Raw genomic sequence first — 16,420 nt, 5'->3', positions numbered from 1 at the left:
GACAGTTAACGACTGAACGGAGAGTCAAATGGCCAAAGCAAAGTTTGAACGTACCAAGCCGCATTGCAACATCGGGACGATTGGTCATGTTGACCACGGCAAGACGTCGCTGACGGCGGCGATCACCAAGGTATTGGCGGAAACCGGCGGTGCGACGTTCACGGCCTATGACCAGATCGACAAGGCGCCGGAGGAGAAGGCGCGGGGGATCACGATTTCGACGGCGCATGTCGAATACGAGACCGCGAACCGTCACTATGCGCATGTCGACTGCCCGGGGCATGCCGACTATGTCAAGAACATGATCACGGGAGCGGCGCAGATGGACGGCGCGATCCTGGTGGTGTCGGCGGCCGACGGCCCGATGCCGCAGACCCGCGAGCACATCCTGCTGGCGCGCCAGGTCGGCGTTCCGGCGCTGGTGGTGTACCTGAACAAGTGCGACATGGTGGACGATCCGGAGCTGCTGGAACTGGTGGAGATGGAAGTCCGCGAACTGTTGTCGAAGTACGAATTTCCTGGCGACGACATTCCGATCGTGAAGGGTTCGGCGCTGGCGGCGCTGGAAAGCAAGGACCCGAAGCTCGGCCATGATTCGATCCTGGAGCTGATGAAGGCGGTTGACGCCTACATTCCGCAGCCGGAGCGTCCGATCGACCAGCCGTTCCTGATGCCGGTGGAAGACGTGTTCTCGATTTCGGGCCGCGGCACGGTGGTGACGGGGCGGGTGGAGCGCGGCGTGGTCAAGGTCGGCGAGGAAATCGAGATCGTGGGGCTGCGCGACACCCAGAAGACCATCGTCACCGGGGTGGAGATGTTCCGCAAGCTCTTGGACCAGGGCCAGGCCGGCGACAACATCGGCGCGCTTCTTCGCGGCACCAAGCGCGAGGAAGTGGAACGCGGCCAGGTGCTGGCCAAGCCGGGTTCGGTCAAGCCGCACACCAAGTTCAAGGCCGAGGCCTACATCCTGACCAAGGAGGAGGGCGGCCGCCACACCCCGTTCTTCACCAACTACCGTCCGCAGTTCTACTTCCGCACCACCGACGTGACCGGGGTGGTGCACCTGCCGGAAGGCACCGAGATGGTGATGCCGGGCGACAACATCGCCATGGAAGTGCACCTGATCGTGCCGATCGCGATGGAAGAGAAGCTCCGCTTCGCCATCCGCGAAGGCGGCCGCACCGTCGGCGCCGGCGTGGTGGCCAGCATTATCGAGTAACAGACTATCCGTCGGCATGCCCGGGCTTGACCCGGGCATCCATCTTCTTCGCAAGATCGATGGATTGCCGGGTCAAGCCCGGCAATGACGAACAGAAGAGCCAACAGAGATCGACACAATGAACGGCCAGAATATTCGCATTCGCCTCAAGGCGTTCGACCATCGAATTCTCGACTCGTCGACGCGTGAGATCGTGAACACCGCGAAGCGGACCGGTGCGCAGGTTCGCGGGCCGATTCCGCTGCCGACGCGTATCGAGAAGTTCACCGTCAACCGTTCGCCGCACGTCGACAAGAAGAGCCGCGAGCAATTCGAGATGCGCACGCACAAGCGCCTGCTCGACATTGTCGATCCGACACCGCAGACCGTCGATGCCTTGATGAAGCTTGACTTGGCCGCCGGTGTCGACGTCGAAATCAAGCTCTAGATTTTAGCCAGTCCGCATTAGCCGGACGACAGGAACAGGAAGCACGCCGATGCGCTCCGGAGTGATCGCACAAAAGGTCGGGATGACGCGGGTCTTTACGGAGGCCGGTGAGCATATCCCTGTGACCGTGCTCAAGCTCGGCAATTGCCAGGTGTTGGGTCACCGTACCAGCGAGAAGAACGGCTACATCGCGCTGCAGCTCGGCTCGGGCACGCGCAAGACCGTCTATCTGCCCAAGGCGGAACGCGGCCAGTTCGCCAAAGCCTCGGTCGAGCCGAAGCGCAAGGTCACCGAATTCCGGGTTTCGGAAGACGCGCTAATCCCGGTCGGCGCCGAAATTCAGGCGGACCATTTCGTGGTCGGCCAGTTTGTCGATGTCACCGGCACGTCGGTCGGCAAGGGCTTTGCGGGCGGCATCAAACGCTGGAATTTCGGCGGCTTGCGCGCCACCCACGGTGTCTCGGTATCGCATCGCTCGATCGGTTCAACCGGCGGACGGCAGGATCCCGGCAAGACCTTCAAGAACAAGAAGATGCCCGGGCACATGGGCGTCGATCGCATCACCACGCTCAATCTGCGCGTGGTGCAGACCGACGTCGCGCGTGGTCTGATCCTGGTCGAGGGCGCCGTTCCCGGCTCCAAGGGCGGCTGGATCGCAGTGCGCGATGCGGTGAAGAGAGCGTTGCCGAAAGACGCACCGAAGCCCGGCAAGTTCAAGCTCGCCAATGGCGGTACGGAGGCTGCCGCTCCCGCGGAAGCGCCGGCTGCCGGGCAGGAGGGCGTGTGAGATGAAATTGAATATCACCACGCTTGAGGGCAAGGATGCCGGCTCGGTCGAGCTATCGGATGCCATCTTCGGCCTGGAGCCGCGCAAGGATCTGATCCAGCGTTGCGTCAACTGGCAGCTCGCCAAGCGTCAGGCCGGCACCCACAAGACGCAAGGTCGCGCGGACGTCTGGCGCACCGGCAAGAAAATGTACAAGCAGAAGGGCACCGGCGGTGCGCGTCACGGCTCGGCCCGGGTGCCGCAGTTCCGCGGCGGCGGCCGTGCCTTCGGTCCGGTGGTCCGCAGTCACGCATTTGCTCTGCCGAAGAAGGTTCGCTCGCTGGCGTTGCGCCACGCACTTTCAGCCAAGGCCAAGGACGGCGGCCTGATCGTGATCGAGTCGGCCATACTTGAAGCCGCCAAGACCAAGGCCCTGATCGGCCACTTCTCGGGTCTTGGTCTCACCAGCGCGCTGATCATCGATGGCGCCGAGGTTCATAACGGTTTTGCGGCGGCGGCCCGCAACATTCCCAATATCGACGTGCTGCCGATCCAGGGCATCAATGTCTATGACATTCTGCGCCGTCAGAAGCTGGTGCTGACCAAGGCCGCGGTCGATGCGTTGGAGGCGCGCTTCAAATGAAGAACATCGATCCGCGCCATTACGACATCATCGTAGCGCCCGTCGTGACCGAAAAGGCGACCGTTGCCTCCGAGCACAACAAGGTCGTGTTCAAGGTCGCCTCCAAGGCCACCAAGCCGCAGATTAAGGAAGCCGTCGAAAAACTGTTCGACGTCAAGGTTAAGAGCGTGAACACGCTGGTGCGCAAGGGCAAGACCAAGGTCTTCCGCGGCCAGTTCGGTTCGCAGTCGGATGTGAAGCGTGCGATCGTGACCCTTGAAGAGGGCCACCGTATCGACGTTACCACCGGGCTATAAGGCGGATACGACGATGGCATTGAAAAAATACAACCCCACGACGCCCGGCCAGCGGCAGCTGGTGATGGTCGATCGTTCTGCCCTCTATAAGGGCAAACCGGTCAAGGCGTTGACCGAAGGCAAACATTCCAGCGGCGGCCGCAATAACACCGGCCGCATGGTTGTGCGATTTCGCGGCGGCGGTCACAAGCAGACCTATCGCATTGTCGATTTCAAACGCACCAAAGTGGACGTGGCGGCGACTGTCGAACGTCTGGAATACGATCCGAACCGCACCGCCTTTATCGCGCTGCTGAAATATGCCGACGGCACGCAAGCTTACATTCTCGCCCCGCAGCGTCTGGCTGTCGGCGACAGCGTGATCGCCGGCAACTATGTTGACGTGAAGCCGGGCAATGTCATGCCGCTGGGCAACATGCCGATCGGCACCATTGTCCACAACGTCGAACTGAAGATCGGCAAGGGCGGCCAGCTGGCGCGCTCCGCAGGCACCTACGCGCAGGTGGTCGGACGCGATCATGACTACGTCATCGTCCGCCTCAACTCGGGCGAGCAACGATTGGTTCATGGCAGATGCACCGCCACCATCGGTGCAGTGTCGAACCCGGATCATATGAATATTTCGATCGGCAAAGCCGGCCGCAACCGCTGGCTCGGCCGCAAGCCGCACAACCGTGGCGTCTCCATGAACCCGGTGGATCATCCGCATGGCGGCGGCGAAGGCCGCACCTCCGGCGGCCGTCATCCGGTGACGCCATGGGGCAAGCCGACGAAGGGTAAGAAGACCCGGTCGAACAAGTCGACCAACCGATTCATTCTCATCAGCCGCCACAAGCGGAAGAAGTAAGGAACCCCGGACATGGTTCGTTCAGTCTGGAAAGGCCCGTTCGTTGAAGGCTCGCTGCTCAAGAAAGCAGATGCCGCGCGTTCGTCCGGCCGTCACGACGTGATCAAGATCTGGAGCCGCCGCTCGACAATCCTGCCGCAGTTCGTCGGCCTGGTTTTCGGCGTTTACAACGGCCAGAAGCATGTGCCGGTGTCGGTCAACGAGGAAATGGTAGGTCACAAGTTCGGCGAGTTTTCTCCGACCCGGACCTTCCACGGCCATTCGGGCGACAAGAAAGCCAAGAAGGCTTGAGGACGTAAGCTATGAGCAAACCAAAGCGCGAACGGAGTCTCCCGGATAACGAGGCCAAGGCGATCGCCCGGATGCTGCGGGTGAGCCCGCAGAAGCTCAATCTTGTCGCGCAGTTGATCCGCGGCCGGAAGGCGTCGGCTGCGCTCGCCGACCTGCAGTTCTCGCGCAAGCGGATCGCGATCGACGTCAAGAAGTGCCTGGAGTCGGCGATCGCCAATGCCGAAAACAACCATGACCTCGAGGTCGACGACCTGATCGTCTCCGAGGCGCATGTCGGCAAGGGTATCGTGATGAAACGTTTCGCACCGCGCGGCCGGGGCCGCTCGGGTCGTATCTTTAAACCATTTTCGCAGCTGACGATCGTGGTTCGTCAGGTCGAGGCGAGCGCTTAAAAAGAGCGCGGGAGAAAACGATGGGTCAGAAGATCAATCCAATTGGGCTGCGTCTCGGCATCAACCGGACGTGGGATTCCCGTTGGTACGCAGGCAAGAACGAATACGGCAAGCTGTTGCACGAGGACGTCAAAATTCGCGAGATGCTGCATAAGGAATTGAAGCAGGCGGCCGTCGCCAGGATCGTGATCGAGCGTCCGCACAAGAAGTGCCGCGTGACGATCCATTCAGCGCGTCCCGGCGTCGTGATCGGCAAGAAGGGCGCCGACATCGACAAGCTGCGCAAGAAGGTCGCCGACATCACCGCCTCCGACGTCGTCATCAACATCGTCGAAATCCGCAAACCCGAACTCGACGCCACCCTGGTTGCGGAATCCATTGCGCAACAACTCGAACGCCGTGTCGCATTCCGGCGCGCCATGAAACGCGCGGTACAGTCGGCGATGCGTCTCGGCGCCGAAGGCATTCGTATCAACTGTTCTGGCCGTCTTGGCGGCGCCGAAATCGCGCGCATGGAATGGTATCGCGAAGGTCGCGTTCCGCTGCATACATTGCGCGCCGATGTCGATTACGGCGTCGCCACCGCATTCACCACGTTCGGCACCTGCGGCGTCAAGGTCTGGATCTTCAAGGGCGAGATCCTCGAGCACGATCCGATGGCCCAGGACAAGAAGATGGCCGAAGGCGACGGCTCGCGTCCGCGCCGCGACGCCGCTTGATTAGCTACAGCATGATCCCGAAAAGTGGGTACCGGTTTTCGGACCAAATCATGCACAAAAAGACAGATAAGGTTTGAGGGCGTAAGCCATGATGCAACCAAAGAAGACGAAGTTCCGGAAAGCGCATAAGGGCCGGATTCACGGCACCGCGACTTCCGGCGCGACGTTGTCGTTCGGACAGTTTGGCCTGAAGGCAATGGCGCCCGAGCGCATCACCGCGCGCCAGATCGAAGCAGCCAGGCGCGCATTGACCCGCCACATGAAACGCGCCGGCCGGGTCTGGATCCGAATCTTTCCGGATGTTCCAGTGTCCAAGAAGCCGGCCGAAGTGCGCATGGGCTCGGGCAAGGGCACGCCGGAACTATGGGTCGCGCGGGTAAAGCCCGGCCGTGTCATTTTCGAGATCGACGGCGTCACCGTGCAGACCGCGAGGGAAGCGCTGTCGCTTGCCGCAGCCAAATTGCCGATCAAAACGCGCTTCGTTGCGCGCATCGCGGAGTGAGCGTCATGGCCGAGATGAAAACCGCCGATATCCGTGCAATGAGTCCCGATCAGATGGACGACGCCGTCGTCAACCTGAAGAAGGAACGGTTCAATTTGCGTTTTCAGCGCGCCACCGGGCAGCTGGAAAACACCTCGCGGCTGCGTGAAGCTCGACGCGACATCGCCCGCATCAAGACCATCGCCGCGCAGAAGCGCGACGCCAAGAAGTAAGGGGCCGACATGCCAAAACGTACGCTGCAGGGCGTGGTCGTCAGTGACAAGCAAGCCAAGACGGTTGTGGTGCGCGTCGATCGCCGTTTCACCCATCCGATCTACAAGAAGACCATCCGCCGCTCGAAAAACTACCACGCGCACGACGAGAACAACGAGTTCAAGCCCGGCGACATGGTGTGGATCGAGGAGAGCAAGCCGATCTCGTAGTTGAAGCGCTGGACCGTCGGCGGGGGCGCACAGAAGCAGACTGCGGTAGCGCAAACCAGCGCGTAGCGCGCGCAGGGAAGAGGACGAGGTGCATCAATGATTCAGATGCAGACCAACCTCGACGTGGCCGACAATTCAGGCGCACGCCGTGTCATGTGCATCAAGGTGCTTGGCGGTTCCAAGCGCCGGTATGCCACCGTTGGCGACGTCATTGTGGTGTCGATCAAGGAAGCCATCCCGCGCGGGAAGGTGAAGAAAGGCGACGTCATGAAGGCCGTGGTGGTGCGGGTCCGCAAGGACATTCGCCGCGCCGACGGCTCGGTGATCCGCTTCGATCGCAACGCCGCGGTGCTGATCAACAATCAGTCCGAGCCGGTCGGCACCCGTATCTTCGGGCCGGTGCCGCGCGAGCTGCGGGCCAAGAACCATATGAAGATCATTTCGCTCGCCCCGGAGGTGCTGTGATGGCTGCCAAGATCCGGAAGGGTGACAAGGTCATCGTTTTGTCCGGCCGCGACAAGGGCCGCACCGGCGAAGTGTTCGAGGTGCGCCCCGGCGACAACAAGGCGCTCGTCCGCGGTGTCAACCTGGTGAAGCGTCACCAGAAGCAGACCCAGGCGCAGGAAGGCGGCATCATCTCCAAGGAGTCGCCGATCCACCTGTCCAACATCGCCATCGTCGGCAAGGACGGCAAGCCGATACGGGTTGGATTCAAGGTTCAGGCGAATGGCAAGAAGGTACGCATCGCCAAGCGCTCGGGAGCAGAGATCGATGGCTGAAACCGCATACGTTCCACGTTTACGCGAACAGTTCGACAAGGAAATCCGCGGCAAGCTGACCGAGCAGTTCGGCTATGCCAACGTCATGCAGGTGCCGCGCCTCGACAAGGTCGTGCTCAACATGGGCATCGGCGAGGCCGTCAACGACCGCAAGAAGGCGGAAACCGCTGCTGCCGATCTCGCGCTGATCGCGGGCCAGAAGCCGATCGTGACCTATTCGCGCGTCGCGATCGCGACATTCAAGCTGCGTGAAAACCAGCCGATCGGCGCCAAGGTCACGCTGCGCAAGTCCAAGATGTACGATTTTATCGATCGTCTCATTAACATTGCGCTGCCGCGCGTGCGGGATTTCCGTGGCCTCAACCCGAAGAGCTTCGACGGCCGCGGCAACTATTCGCTCGGCATCAAGGAACACATCATTTTTCCCGAAATCGACTTCGACAAGATGGGGGAAACATGGGGCATGGACGTCACGGTATGCACTACGGCGCGGACCGACGACGAAGCCAGAGCATTGTTGACTGCATTCAATTTCCCGTTCCGGCAGTGAGAAGCTGATCAGCCTCTCAAACGCGGAAACGTAAGGAGCCAAGCATGGCAAAGAAGAGTTCGATCGAGAAGAACAACCGGCGGAAGAAGATGACCAAGAACGCCGCGCCCAAGCGGGCGAAGCTGAAGGCCATCATCGCCGACAAGAAGAAGCCGATGGAAGAGCGTTTCGCGGCGACGTTGAAGCTCGCCGAACTTCCGCGCAACTCGTCGGCGACGCGGATTCGCAACCGCTGCGAAATCACCGGCCGTCCGCGCTCGGTCTATCGCAAGAACAAGATGAGCCGCATTGCGATGCGAGAATACGGCTCCAAGGGCCTTATTCCCGGCCTTGTCAAGTCAAGCTGGTAAGGGGGCGGACATGTCGACGCACGATCCTATCAGCGATCTGATCACCCGCATCCGCAACGCACAGATGCGCGCCAAGCCAAAGGTTTCGACCCCGGGCTCGAAAATGCGCGCTAACGTGCTCGAAGTGCTGAAGAGCGAAGGCTACATCCGCGGTTACGCCAGCGTCGAGCATGCTTCCGGCCGCAGCGAGCTTGAGATCGAGCTGAAATATTTCGACGGCGAGCCCGTTATCCGCGAGATCGAGCGGGTTTCCAAGCCGGGGCGTCGGGTTTACGCTTCGGTCAAGAACCTGCCGCGCGTCAACAACGGTCTCGGAATTTCGGTGTTATCGACGCCGAAGGGAATCATGGCCGATCACGACGCGCGCGACGCGAATGTCGGCGGCGAAATTCTCTTCACGGTGTTCTGAGGAAGGATCGATCATGTCACGCGTTGGCAAACGACCTGTCACGGTCCCTTCGGGCGTTACCGCGACCGTCGAAGGACAGACCGTCAAGATGAAGGGGCCGAAAGGCCAGCTTCAGTTCGTCGTGCATGACGACGTCGACGTGAAGTTTGAGAACGGGGCGGTCAAAGTCGAGCCGAGGTTCGAAACCAACCGCGCGCGCGCGCTTTACGGCACCGCGCGTGCGCAGGTCGCCAATCTGGTCGAGGGCGTTACCAAGGGTTTCGAGAAAAAGCTCGATATCACCGGCGTCGGCTACCGCGCGACGTTGCAGGGCAAGAATCTGCAGCTTGCGCTCGGCTACAGCCACGACGTGGTCTACGCGATCCCGGAGGGAATCACGATCACGGTGCCGAAACCGACCGAAATCACCATCGTCGGCAACGACTCGCAGAAAGTCGGCCAGGTCGCCGCAGAGATCCGCAGCTATCGTCCGCCGGAGCCCTACAAGGGCAAGGGCGTGAGATATTCGGACGAATTTATCTTCCGCAAGGAAGGCAAGAAGAAGTAACGGAGCCGGTCATGTCGAAACTCAAGATTACGAATGCCCGGCGCAAGCACCGCGTAAGGCTGTCGTTGCGCCGCACCGCCGGCGGCCGTCCGCGTCTGTCGGTGTTCCGCTCGTCGAAGCACATCTATGCGCAGGTCATCGACGATCAGAAGGGTGAGACGCTGGCTTCGGCGTCTTCGCTGGAAAAGACGCTGCGTGATGGCGGCAAGACCGGCGCGGACATCGATGCGGCCAAGGCGGTCGGCAAGCTGCTGGCGGAACGCGCCGTGAAGAACGGCGTCAAGGAAGTGGTCTTCGATCGCGGCGGCTACCTTTATCACGGCCGCGTCAAGGCGCTTGCGGACGCTGCGCGCGAAAGCGGCCTCAGCTTCTAACTAATGAACGGATAGATTGGAAAACACCATGGCAGGTGAACGCGAACGCGGTGGCGGCCACCGGGGCGGCCGGGAAGAACGCGACAGCGAATTCGTCGACAAGCTCGTCCACATCAATCGTGTGGCGAAGGTCGTCAAGGGCGGCAAGCGCTTCGGCTTTGCGGCGCTGGTCGTCATCGGCGATCAGAAGGGCCGGGTCGGATTCGGCCACGGCAAGGCGCGCGAAGTGCCCGAGGCGATCCGCAAGGCGACCGAGTCGGCGAAACGCAATCTGACGCGCGTGGCGTTGCGCGAGGGCCGCACGCTGCACCACGACATCGCTGGCCGCCATGGCGCTGGCCGTGTCTATCTGCGCGCAGCCCCGGCCGGAACCGGCATCATCGCCGGCGGTCCGATGCGTGCGGTGTTCGAGACGCTCGGTATCCAGGATGTCGTTGCCAAGTCGATCGGCTCGTCGAATCCCTACAACATGGTTCGCGCCACCTTCGACGCGTTGAAGCATCAGGACTCGCCGCGTTCGGTCGCGGCGCGCCGCAACATCAAGGTCTCCACACTGCAGTCGCGCCGTGTCGGCGGCGATGCTGAAGTGGTTGCTGAATAATGGCATGATCCGGAAAATCCGATACCGGCTTTCCGATAAGATCATGCCCGATTGAATACGCTTGGAGCTTATGACGATGGCCAATGCCGCAAAGACGATCAAGGTCGAGCAGACCGGCAGCGCGATCCGCCGCCATCACTCGCAGCGCGCGACGCTGATCGGCTTGAAACTCAACAAGATCGGCCGAGTCACGGAGCTGCAGGATACGCCTGCGGTTCGCGGCATGATCGCAAAGGTTCAACACCTCGTCCGCGTTGTGGATGAGAAATAGTTTTTGCCGTCATGTCCGGCCCTGTGCCGGGCATCCGCGTCTTTCGTGTCAAGCTCGCAAAAGACGTGGGTAGCCGGGATAAGCCCGGCCAAGACGAAGAGAGAAGGAAATACGACGATGAAGCTCAGCGAACTCGCCGACAACGCCGGCTCGCGCAAAAAGCGCATGCGGGTCGGCCGCGGCATCGGCTCCGGCAAGGGCAAGACGTCGGGGCGCGGCGGCAAGGGCCAGACCGCGCGCTCCGGCGTGCGCATCAAGGGCTTTGAAGGCGGCCAGATGCCGCTGCATCGACGGTTGCCTAAGCGCGGCTTCAACAACATCTTCCGGATCGAGTTTGCCGAAATCAACCTCGACCGGATCCAGGGCGCGATCGACGCCAAGACGCTCGATGCCAATGGCACCATCAATGCCGAGTCGCTGGTGAAATCCGGGGCCATCCGGCGCGCCAAGGGCGGCGTGCGTCTGCTGGGCCGCGGGGAGATCAAGGCCAAACTGACGATCGAGGTTCACGGTGCGTCGAAATCCGCCATCGCGGCGGTCGAGAAAGCCGGCGGCACGGTGAAAATCCTGGCGCCGAAAAAGGACGAAGGCGCCGAGCAACAGGCGTCGTAAATTTATCGTCATGCCCGGCCTTGTGCCGGGCATCCACGTCTTTACCTGCTATTTTGCGATAAAAGACGTGGATGGCCGGGACAAGCCCGGCCATGACGAGCGAAAGGACCGGGACCGATGGTCTCTGCAGCAGAACAACTGGCGGCAAACCTTAATTTCGGCGCTCTGGCCAAGGCCGACGAACTGAAGAAGCGCATCTGGTTCACACTGGGTGCGCTGCTGGTCTATCGCCTCGGTACCTACATCCCGCTGCCGGGCATCGACCCCAATATCTGGGAACAGGTATTCCGCTCGCAGGCGGGCGGCATCCTCGGCATGTTCAACATGTTTGCCGGCGGCGGCATTCACCGCATGGCGATCTTTGCGCTGAACATCATGCCGTACATCTCGGCTTCCATCATCATTCAACTGCTGACCACCGTGTCGCCGCAACTCGAAGCCTTGAAGAAAGAAGGCGAGGCTGGCCGCAAGACCCTCAACCAGTACACGCGCTACCTTACGGTGATCCTGGCGGCGTTTCAGTCCTATGGCATCGCCGTAGGGCTCGAAGGCGCCGGCAATGTGGTCAGCGATCCCGGCCTGTTCTTCCGTCTCTCGACGGCGATTACCTTGACCGGCGGCACCATGTTCCTGATGTGGCTCGGCGAGCAGATCACCTCGCGCGGCATCGGCAACGGCATTTCACTGATCATACTGGCGGGTATCGTCGCCGAGTTGCCCTCGGCGCTCGCCAATATGCTCGAGCTTGGCCGTCAAGGTGCGCTGTCGACCGGCCTCATCCTAGTCGTCATCGTGATGGCGGTCGCGGTGATTGCATTCATCGTGTTCATGGAGCGGGCTCAACGCCGGTTGCTGATCCAGTATCCGAAACGCCAGGTCGGCAACAAGATGTTTGAAGGGCAGTCCTCGCATCTGCCGCTCAAGCTGAACACTTCGGGCGTGATCCCGCCGATCTTTGCCTCGTCGCTGTTGCTGCTGCCGACTACGGTCGCGAATTTCAATGCCGGCAAGGGGCCGGAGTGGTTTCAGTGGCTCAACACGCAGTTGAGCCACGGCCGTCCACTGTTCCTGTTTCTCTATCTGGCGCTGATCGTATTCTTCGCGTTCTTCTATACGGCGATCGTGTTCAACCCGACTGAAACGGCCGACAATCTGAAAAAGCATGGCGGCTTCATACCCGGCATTCGTCCTGGAGAACGCACCGCCGAATACATCGACTACGTGCTCTCGCGCATCACGGTGCTCGGCGCGACGTATCTTGCGATCGTCTGTCTGATCCCCGAGATTCTGATCTCTTACGCCTCGGTACCGTTCTACTTCGGCGGCACGTCGCTGTTGATCGTCGTCAGCGTGACCATGGATACGGTGGCGCAGGTGCAGGGCTATCTGCTCGCGCATCAGTACGAGGGTTTGATCAGGAAATCGAAGCTGCGGGGCCGCCGTCGATAACGCGGGCGGCCAGGGGGCGATTACATGAGACTGATTCTTCTCGGGCCGCCGGGGTCGGGCAAGGGAACGCAGGCGCAACGGCTGGTTCACCGCTACGGTATCGTTCAGTTGTCGACGGGCGAGATGCTGCGCGCCGCAGTCGCGGCGCAGACCCCGATCGGCCTCAAGGCCAAGGACATCATGGCCGGCGGCGGCCTTGTGCCGGACGACATCGTGGTCGGAATCATTTCCGACCGTCTCGACGAGCCTGACATGGTGAAGGGTTTTATCCTCGACGGCTTCCCGCGTACCGTTCCGCAGGCGCAGGCGCTGGATGATCTGCTGAAGAAAAAGCATATCAAGCTCGACGCCGTGATCGAACTGCGCGTCAATGAAAGCGCGTTGCTGGCGCGGGTAGAGACCCGGGTCGCGGAAATGATCGCGCGCGGCGAAGAAGTCCGCGTCGACGACACCCCCGAGGTTTTGTCGAAGCGTCTGGCAAGCTATCGGTCGCTGACCGAGCCGCTGATTCACTATTATTCGGAGCGGCGCAAGCTGCTGACGGTCGACGGCATGATGACCATCGAGCACGTCACCCGCGAGATCCATCGCATCCTGGCCGCAATCGGCGCGATGGACGCGAAATCGGTTAAAAAGGCCCGAGGAGAGGCGCCTACGCGCGTGGTCAAAGCAGGCAGGCCGGTCAAAAAGACCGCCAAGAGGGCTGGAAAGGCCGGAAAACCCGTACCCAAGCGCGCAAAAAAGTCAGGCCGCACGACCGGACCGGGTTCCAAGGCCAAGGCGATCGAAGGGTCCAAAAAATTCGCTAAAAAACCACCGAAAAAGCGAGCTAAAGCCTAGAGACGGTTGACGAAACCACGTGGAATCCTTTAATAAGCCCGGTATCCAGTCGGATAGTTTCCAACGATGCCGGGCCCCGAGACAATTCAGGGGGACGGGCGTCGTGTTCGCGTTTGCGGATACCCGCCTGACGTAATGAAAGAATGCCGGTCATTGGATGATCGGCGACAGGAGAGAACTCTGTGGCCCGTATTGCCGGCGTGAATATTCCGACCAACAAGCGCGTTCTGATCGCGCTTCAGTACATCCATGGCATCGGCCAGAAGAATGCCGCCGAGATCATGGAGAAGGTCAAGATTCCCGACGATCGCCGGGTGTCGCAGTTGAGCGACCAGGAAGTGCTGCAGATTCGTGAAGTCATCGACCGCGACTACATGGTCGAGGGCGACCTGCGTCGCGAGACCGGCATGAACATCAAGCGTCTGATGGACCTCGGCTGCTATCGCGGGCTGCGTCATCGCCGCGGATTGCCGGTGCGCGGTCAGCGTACCCATACCAATGCGCGAACGCGCAAGGGCCCGGCCAAGTCGATCGCCGGCAAGAAGAAGTAATCAGGCGAATAGCGAACAGGCGGCAGCGGCCAGGGTCCGTTCGCTATTGGCCATTCGCCACTCGTTATTCAGGTGGAGCCGCTGGCATTACGGCGGCGTTGAGATCTTAAGGAAAGGTTTGAAATGGGCAAGGAAGCCACCCGCATACGCCGCCGCGAACGCAAGAACATCGCGTCCGGCGTTGCGCATGTGAATTCGTCGTTCAACAACACGACCATCACCATCACCGATGCGCAGGGCAACACTATTGCGTGGTCGTCGGCTGGCACGATGGGCTTCAAGGGCTCGCGCAAGTCGACGCCCTATGCCGCGCAGGTCGCGGCGGAAGACGTCTCGAAAAAAGCGCAGGAACACGGTATGCGCACGCTGGAGGTTGAGGTCGCAGGTCCCGGTTCGGGCCGAGAATCTGCGCTTCGCGCATTGCAGGCCGCGGGTTTCACCGTGACCTCGATCCGTGACGTAACCACGATCCCCCACAATGGCTGCCGGCCGCGCAAGCGTCGGCGCGTTTGAGTTTTCGACCGCGGGCGGACTGTCTGCCTGCGATGTTTAGATGTTTATGACGCGGACCGGTCCGCGATTTCCAACGCCAGTAATTTGATCGCAATTTTGACTGGCAGGTATGGGTGACAACAGTGACGATTCAGAAAAACTGGCAAGAACTTATCCGGCCGAACAAGCTCCAGGTGACCCCGGGCACCGACTCCAACCGTTTTGCGACTTTGGTCGCCGAGCCGCTTGAGCGCGGCTTCGGTCAGACACTTGGCAATGCGCTGCGCCGCATCCTGCTGTCGTCGCTGCAGGGTGCTGCGGTGCAGTCGGTGCATATCGACGGCGTGCTGCATGAATTCTCGTCGATCGCCGGCGTGCGCGAGGACGTCACGGACATCGTGCTCAACATCAAGGACATCTCGATCAAGATGCAGGGCGAAGGTCCCAAGCGCATGGTCGTGAAGAAGCAGGGACCCGGCGCGGTCACCGCCGGCGACATCCAGACCGTCGGCGACGTCGTGGTGCTCAATCCGGACCTGCAGATCTGCACCCTCGACGAAGGCGCCGAAATCCGCATGGAATTCACGGTCGCGGCGGGCAAGGGCTATGTCGCCGCCGAGCGCAACCGGCCCGAAGATGCGCCGATCGGCCTGATCCCGGTGGACAGCCTGTTCTCGCCGGTGCGCAAGGTGTCGTACAAGGTCGAGAATACCCGCGAGGGACAGATCCTCGATTACGACAAGCTTACTATGACCATCGAGACCAACGGCGCGATCAGCCCGGACGACGCGGTGGCCTATGCCGCACGTATCCTGCAGGACCAGCTTAACGTGTTCGTGAACTTCGAAGAGCCGCGTAAGGAAGTTGCGCAGGAGATCATTCCCGATCTCGCCTTCAACCCGGCATTCCTCAAGAAGGTCGACGAACTCGAGCTGTCGGTGCGTTCGGCGAACTGCCTGAAGAACGACAATATCGTCTACATCGGCGACCTCGTGCAGAAGTCGGAAGCGGAAATGCTTCGCACTCCGAATTTTGGACGCAAGTCGTTGAACGAGATCAAGGAAGTGCTGGCCCAGATGGGTCTGCATCTCGGAATGGAAGTGCCGGGCTGGCCGCCGGAGAATATCGACGAACTGGCCAAGCGCTTTGAGGATCATTACTGATTTTTGTCATTCCGGGTGCGCGCGTGCGCAAACCCGGAATTCAGAAGTTGAATACATCGAGATTCGGGTCGTCGCTGCGCGGCGTCCGGAATGACGGGCGAACGCAGGCGGCCCACCTGAGCAACGTGTCCGGCGAGCCGTCGCGACCGAACAAGGTTTGAGGAATAAAATATGCGTCACGGCAAGGTTCATCGGAAGCTCAACCGCACCGCCGAGCACCGCAAAGCGATGTTTGCCAATATGTGCGCGGCGCTGATCAAGCACGAGCAGATCGTCACCACGCTGCCGAAGGCCAAGGAATTGCGCCCGGTCGTCGAGAAGCTGGTGACGCTTGGCAAGAAGGGCGGTCTTTCCTTGCGCCGCCAGGCCATCAGCGAGATGCGCGATCTCGATCAGGTGCGCAAGCTGTTCGATGTGCTGGCGACGCGCTACAAGGACCGGCAGGGCGGCTATACCCGCATCATCAAGGCCGGCTTCCGCTACGGCGACAACGCGCCGATGGCCGTGATCGAATTCGTCGACCGCGACGTCGACGCCAAGGGCCTGGATTCCGGGCCGGATCAGTCGAAGCCCGCCGAAGCGGCGTAACCGCTGTCCAGGTCTAATACCAGAGCCTTGCGCCGGCCGTCTTGAGAGGCGGCCGCAGCGCCGCCCCCTTGTGGCTGCCGAGATTGTCCTGATGACGTTGTCGCGGGAGTTGAGCAATGGCAAAAGGATTTGCTCGACATAGGCGTGGAAGCATCTGCCGTTAATCGGGCCGTTCCCCGGACGCAGCGCAGCGCGCAGCCCTTGCGGAGCGGTGCGCTGCAGAGCCGGGGTCCCGGTTGCTTGCGGCGCAAAGAAACCGGGGTTCCGGTTGTTGCGGCTGCAAAGGAACCGGGGTCCCGGTTCTGCGAAGCGGCATGAAG

The 16,420-nt window shown here is 61.1% G+C and carries 28 protein-coding genes and 1 pseudogene; 28 read left to right on the top strand and 1 reads right to left on the bottom strand.

Features of this window, described 5'->3' with window-relative positions; translation table 11 throughout:
• Positions 1-28 precede the first annotated feature (28 nt).
• From tuf to rplQ, 28 genes are all read left to right on the top strand, one after another.
• Positions 29-1,219 (top strand): elongation factor Tu, encoded by a 1,191-nt coding sequence (tuf, locus tag ACFE72_RS18375; RefSeq protein WP_375414549.1) that lies wholly within the window; start codon positions 29-31, stop codon positions 1,217-1,219.
• Between the two features lie 118 nt (positions 1,220-1,337).
• On the top strand, positions 1,338-1,646 hold the full coding sequence (rpsJ, locus tag ACFE72_RS18370; RefSeq protein ID WP_011473876.1) for a 30S ribosomal protein S10: 309 nt from the start codon (positions 1,338-1,340) through the stop codon (positions 1,644-1,646).
• A 49-nt stretch (positions 1,647-1,695) separates the two neighbouring features.
• Complete coding sequence (gene rplC, locus ACFE72_RS18365) at positions 1,696-2,433, top strand: 50S ribosomal protein L3 (protein ID WP_375414548.1); 738 nt, start codon at positions 1,696-1,698, stop codon at positions 2,431-2,433.
• 1 nt (position 2,434) lies between these two features.
• Positions 2,435-3,055 carry a 50S ribosomal protein L4 gene (rplD, locus tag ACFE72_RS18360; protein WP_375414547.1) on the top strand — a complete coding sequence of 207 codons (621 nt, stop codon included), beginning with the start codon at positions 2,435-2,437 and terminating at the stop codon, positions 3,053-3,055.
• Positions 3,052-3,351 (top strand): 50S ribosomal protein L23, encoded by a 300-nt coding sequence (locus ACFE72_RS18355; protein ID WP_079603856.1) that lies wholly within the window; start codon positions 3,052-3,054, stop codon positions 3,349-3,351. The genes rplD and ACFE72_RS18355 overlap by 4 nt, the downstream gene beginning before the upstream one ends.
• A gap of 13 nt (positions 3,352-3,364) precedes the next feature.
• A complete protein-coding gene (gene rplB / locus ACFE72_RS18350) occupies positions 3,365-4,198 on the top strand; it encodes a 50S ribosomal protein L2 (protein ID WP_375414546.1) in 834 nt (277 codons plus the stop codon).
• A gap of 12 nt (positions 4,199-4,210) precedes the next feature.
• Positions 4,211-4,489: a 30S ribosomal protein S19 gene (gene rpsS / locus ACFE72_RS18345; RefSeq protein WP_100417518.1), complete on the top strand. Its 279-nt coding sequence runs from the start codon at positions 4,211-4,213 to the stop codon at positions 4,487-4,489.
• A gap of 11 nt (positions 4,490-4,500) precedes the next feature.
• Entirely contained in the window at positions 4,501-4,881 is a 381-nt protein-coding gene (rplV, locus tag ACFE72_RS18340) for a 50S ribosomal protein L22 (RefSeq protein ID WP_375414545.1), read from the top strand.
• 20 nt (positions 4,882-4,901) lie between these two features.
• Entirely contained in the window at positions 4,902-5,600 is a 699-nt protein-coding gene (rpsC, locus tag ACFE72_RS18335; RefSeq protein WP_375414544.1) for a 30S ribosomal protein S3, read from the top strand.
• An 88-nt stretch (positions 5,601-5,688) separates the two neighbouring features.
• Positions 5,689-6,102, top strand: a complete 414-nt coding sequence (gene rplP, locus ACFE72_RS18330; RefSeq protein ID WP_375414543.1) for a 50S ribosomal protein L16 — start codon at positions 5,689-5,691, stop codon at positions 6,100-6,102.
• A gap of 5 nt (positions 6,103-6,107) precedes the next feature.
• Entirely contained in the window at positions 6,108-6,314 is a 207-nt protein-coding gene (gene rpmC / locus ACFE72_RS18325; RefSeq protein WP_375414542.1) for a 50S ribosomal protein L29, read from the top strand.
• A gap of 9 nt (positions 6,315-6,323) precedes the next feature.
• Entirely contained in the window at positions 6,324-6,524 is a 201-nt protein-coding gene (rpsQ, locus tag ACFE72_RS18320) for a 30S ribosomal protein S17 (protein WP_375414541.1), read from the top strand.
• Positions 6,525-6,620: 96 nt separating this feature from the next.
• Positions 6,621-6,989, top strand: a complete 369-nt coding sequence (gene rplN, locus ACFE72_RS18315) for a 50S ribosomal protein L14 (RefSeq protein ID WP_011473865.1) — start codon at positions 6,621-6,623, stop codon at positions 6,987-6,989.
• The gene (gene rplX / locus ACFE72_RS18310) at positions 6,989-7,303 is read left to right on the top strand and encodes a 50S ribosomal protein L24 (RefSeq protein WP_375414540.1); all 315 of its coding nucleotides are present in this window, start codon (positions 6,989-6,991) and stop codon (positions 7,301-7,303) included. Before rplN ends, rplX begins: the two co-directional genes overlap by 1 nt.
• A complete protein-coding gene (rplE, locus tag ACFE72_RS18305) occupies positions 7,296-7,853 on the top strand; it encodes a 50S ribosomal protein L5 (protein WP_375414539.1) in 558 nt (185 codons plus the stop codon). The genes rplX and rplE overlap by 8 nt, the downstream gene beginning before the upstream one ends.
• Positions 7,854-7,897: 44 nt before the next feature.
• Positions 7,898-8,203: a 30S ribosomal protein S14 gene (gene rpsN, locus ACFE72_RS18300; protein ID WP_375414538.1), complete on the top strand. Its 306-nt coding sequence runs from the start codon at positions 7,898-7,900 to the stop codon at positions 8,201-8,203.
• A gap of 10 nt (positions 8,204-8,213) precedes the next feature.
• Entirely contained in the window at positions 8,214-8,612 is a 399-nt protein-coding gene (gene rpsH / locus ACFE72_RS18295; protein WP_375414537.1) for a 30S ribosomal protein S8, read from the top strand.
• Positions 8,613-8,625: 13 nt separating this feature from the next.
• Positions 8,626-9,159 carry a 50S ribosomal protein L6 gene (rplF, locus tag ACFE72_RS18290; protein ID WP_375414536.1) on the top strand — a complete coding sequence of 178 codons (534 nt, stop codon included), beginning with the start codon at positions 8,626-8,628 and terminating at the stop codon, positions 9,157-9,159.
• An 11-nt stretch (positions 9,160-9,170) separates the two neighbouring features.
• On the top strand, positions 9,171-9,533 hold the full coding sequence (gene rplR / locus ACFE72_RS18285; protein ID WP_375414535.1) for a 50S ribosomal protein L18: 363 nt from the start codon (positions 9,171-9,173) through the stop codon (positions 9,531-9,533).
• Positions 9,534-9,561: 28 nt separating this feature from the next.
• A complete protein-coding gene (gene rpsE / locus ACFE72_RS18280) occupies positions 9,562-10,134 on the top strand; it encodes a 30S ribosomal protein S5 (protein ID WP_079570998.1) in 573 nt (190 codons plus the stop codon).
• 76 nt (positions 10,135-10,210) lie between these two features.
• Positions 10,211-10,405 (top strand): 50S ribosomal protein L30, encoded by a 195-nt coding sequence (gene rpmD / locus ACFE72_RS18275; protein WP_375414534.1) that lies wholly within the window; start codon positions 10,211-10,213, stop codon positions 10,403-10,405.
• 117 nt (positions 10,406-10,522) lie between these two features.
• Positions 10,523-11,017 carry a 50S ribosomal protein L15 gene (rplO, locus tag ACFE72_RS18270; RefSeq protein ID WP_375414533.1) on the top strand — a complete coding sequence of 165 codons (495 nt, stop codon included), beginning with the start codon at positions 10,523-10,525 and terminating at the stop codon, positions 11,015-11,017.
• A gap of 117 nt (positions 11,018-11,134) precedes the next feature.
• The gene (secY, locus tag ACFE72_RS18265) at positions 11,135-12,466 is read left to right on the top strand and encodes a preprotein translocase subunit SecY (protein ID WP_375414532.1); all 1,332 of its coding nucleotides are present in this window, start codon (positions 11,135-11,137) and stop codon (positions 12,464-12,466) included.
• Positions 12,467-12,490: 24 nt separating this feature from the next.
• On the top strand, positions 12,491-13,306 hold the full coding sequence (locus ACFE72_RS18260) for an adenylate kinase (protein WP_375414531.1): 816 nt from the start codon (positions 12,491-12,493) through the stop codon (positions 13,304-13,306).
• 182 nt (positions 13,307-13,488) lie between these two features.
• Positions 13,489-13,857 carry a 30S ribosomal protein S13 gene (rpsM, locus tag ACFE72_RS18255; RefSeq protein ID WP_375414530.1) on the top strand — a complete coding sequence of 123 codons (369 nt, stop codon included), beginning with the start codon at positions 13,489-13,491 and terminating at the stop codon, positions 13,855-13,857.
• Positions 13,858-13,980: 123 nt separating this feature from the next.
• Positions 13,981-14,370 carry a 30S ribosomal protein S11 gene (gene rpsK / locus ACFE72_RS18250; RefSeq protein WP_291695768.1) on the top strand — a complete coding sequence of 130 codons (390 nt, stop codon included), beginning with the start codon at positions 13,981-13,983 and terminating at the stop codon, positions 14,368-14,370.
• Positions 14,371-14,483: 113 nt separating this feature from the next.
• On the top strand, positions 14,484-15,512 hold the full coding sequence (locus ACFE72_RS18245) for a DNA-directed RNA polymerase subunit alpha (RefSeq protein ID WP_375414529.1): 1,029 nt from the start codon (positions 14,484-14,486) through the stop codon (positions 15,510-15,512).
• A gap of 171 nt (positions 15,513-15,683) precedes the next feature.
• A complete protein-coding gene (rplQ, locus tag ACFE72_RS18240) occupies positions 15,684-16,100 on the top strand; it encodes a 50S ribosomal protein L17 (protein ID WP_375414528.1) in 417 nt (138 codons plus the stop codon).
• 16 nt (positions 16,101-16,116) lie between these two features.
• Here rplQ and ACFE72_RS18235 read toward each other — a convergent pair.
• A pseudogene (locus ACFE72_RS18235) lies at positions 16,117-16,274 on the bottom strand (IS630 family transposase); the annotation flags it as partial.
• Between the last annotated feature and the right edge of the window lie 146 nt (positions 16,275-16,420).

Origin of the sequence: uncultured Bradyrhizobium sp. (assembly GCF_964252615.1) — a bacterium.
Classification (GTDB): Bacteria; Pseudomonadota; Alphaproteobacteria; order Rhizobiales; family Xanthobacteraceae; genus Bradyrhizobium.
The sequence above is the reverse complement of the archived record's forward strand: the minus strand, read 5'-3'. Positions and strand labels throughout refer to the sequence as shown.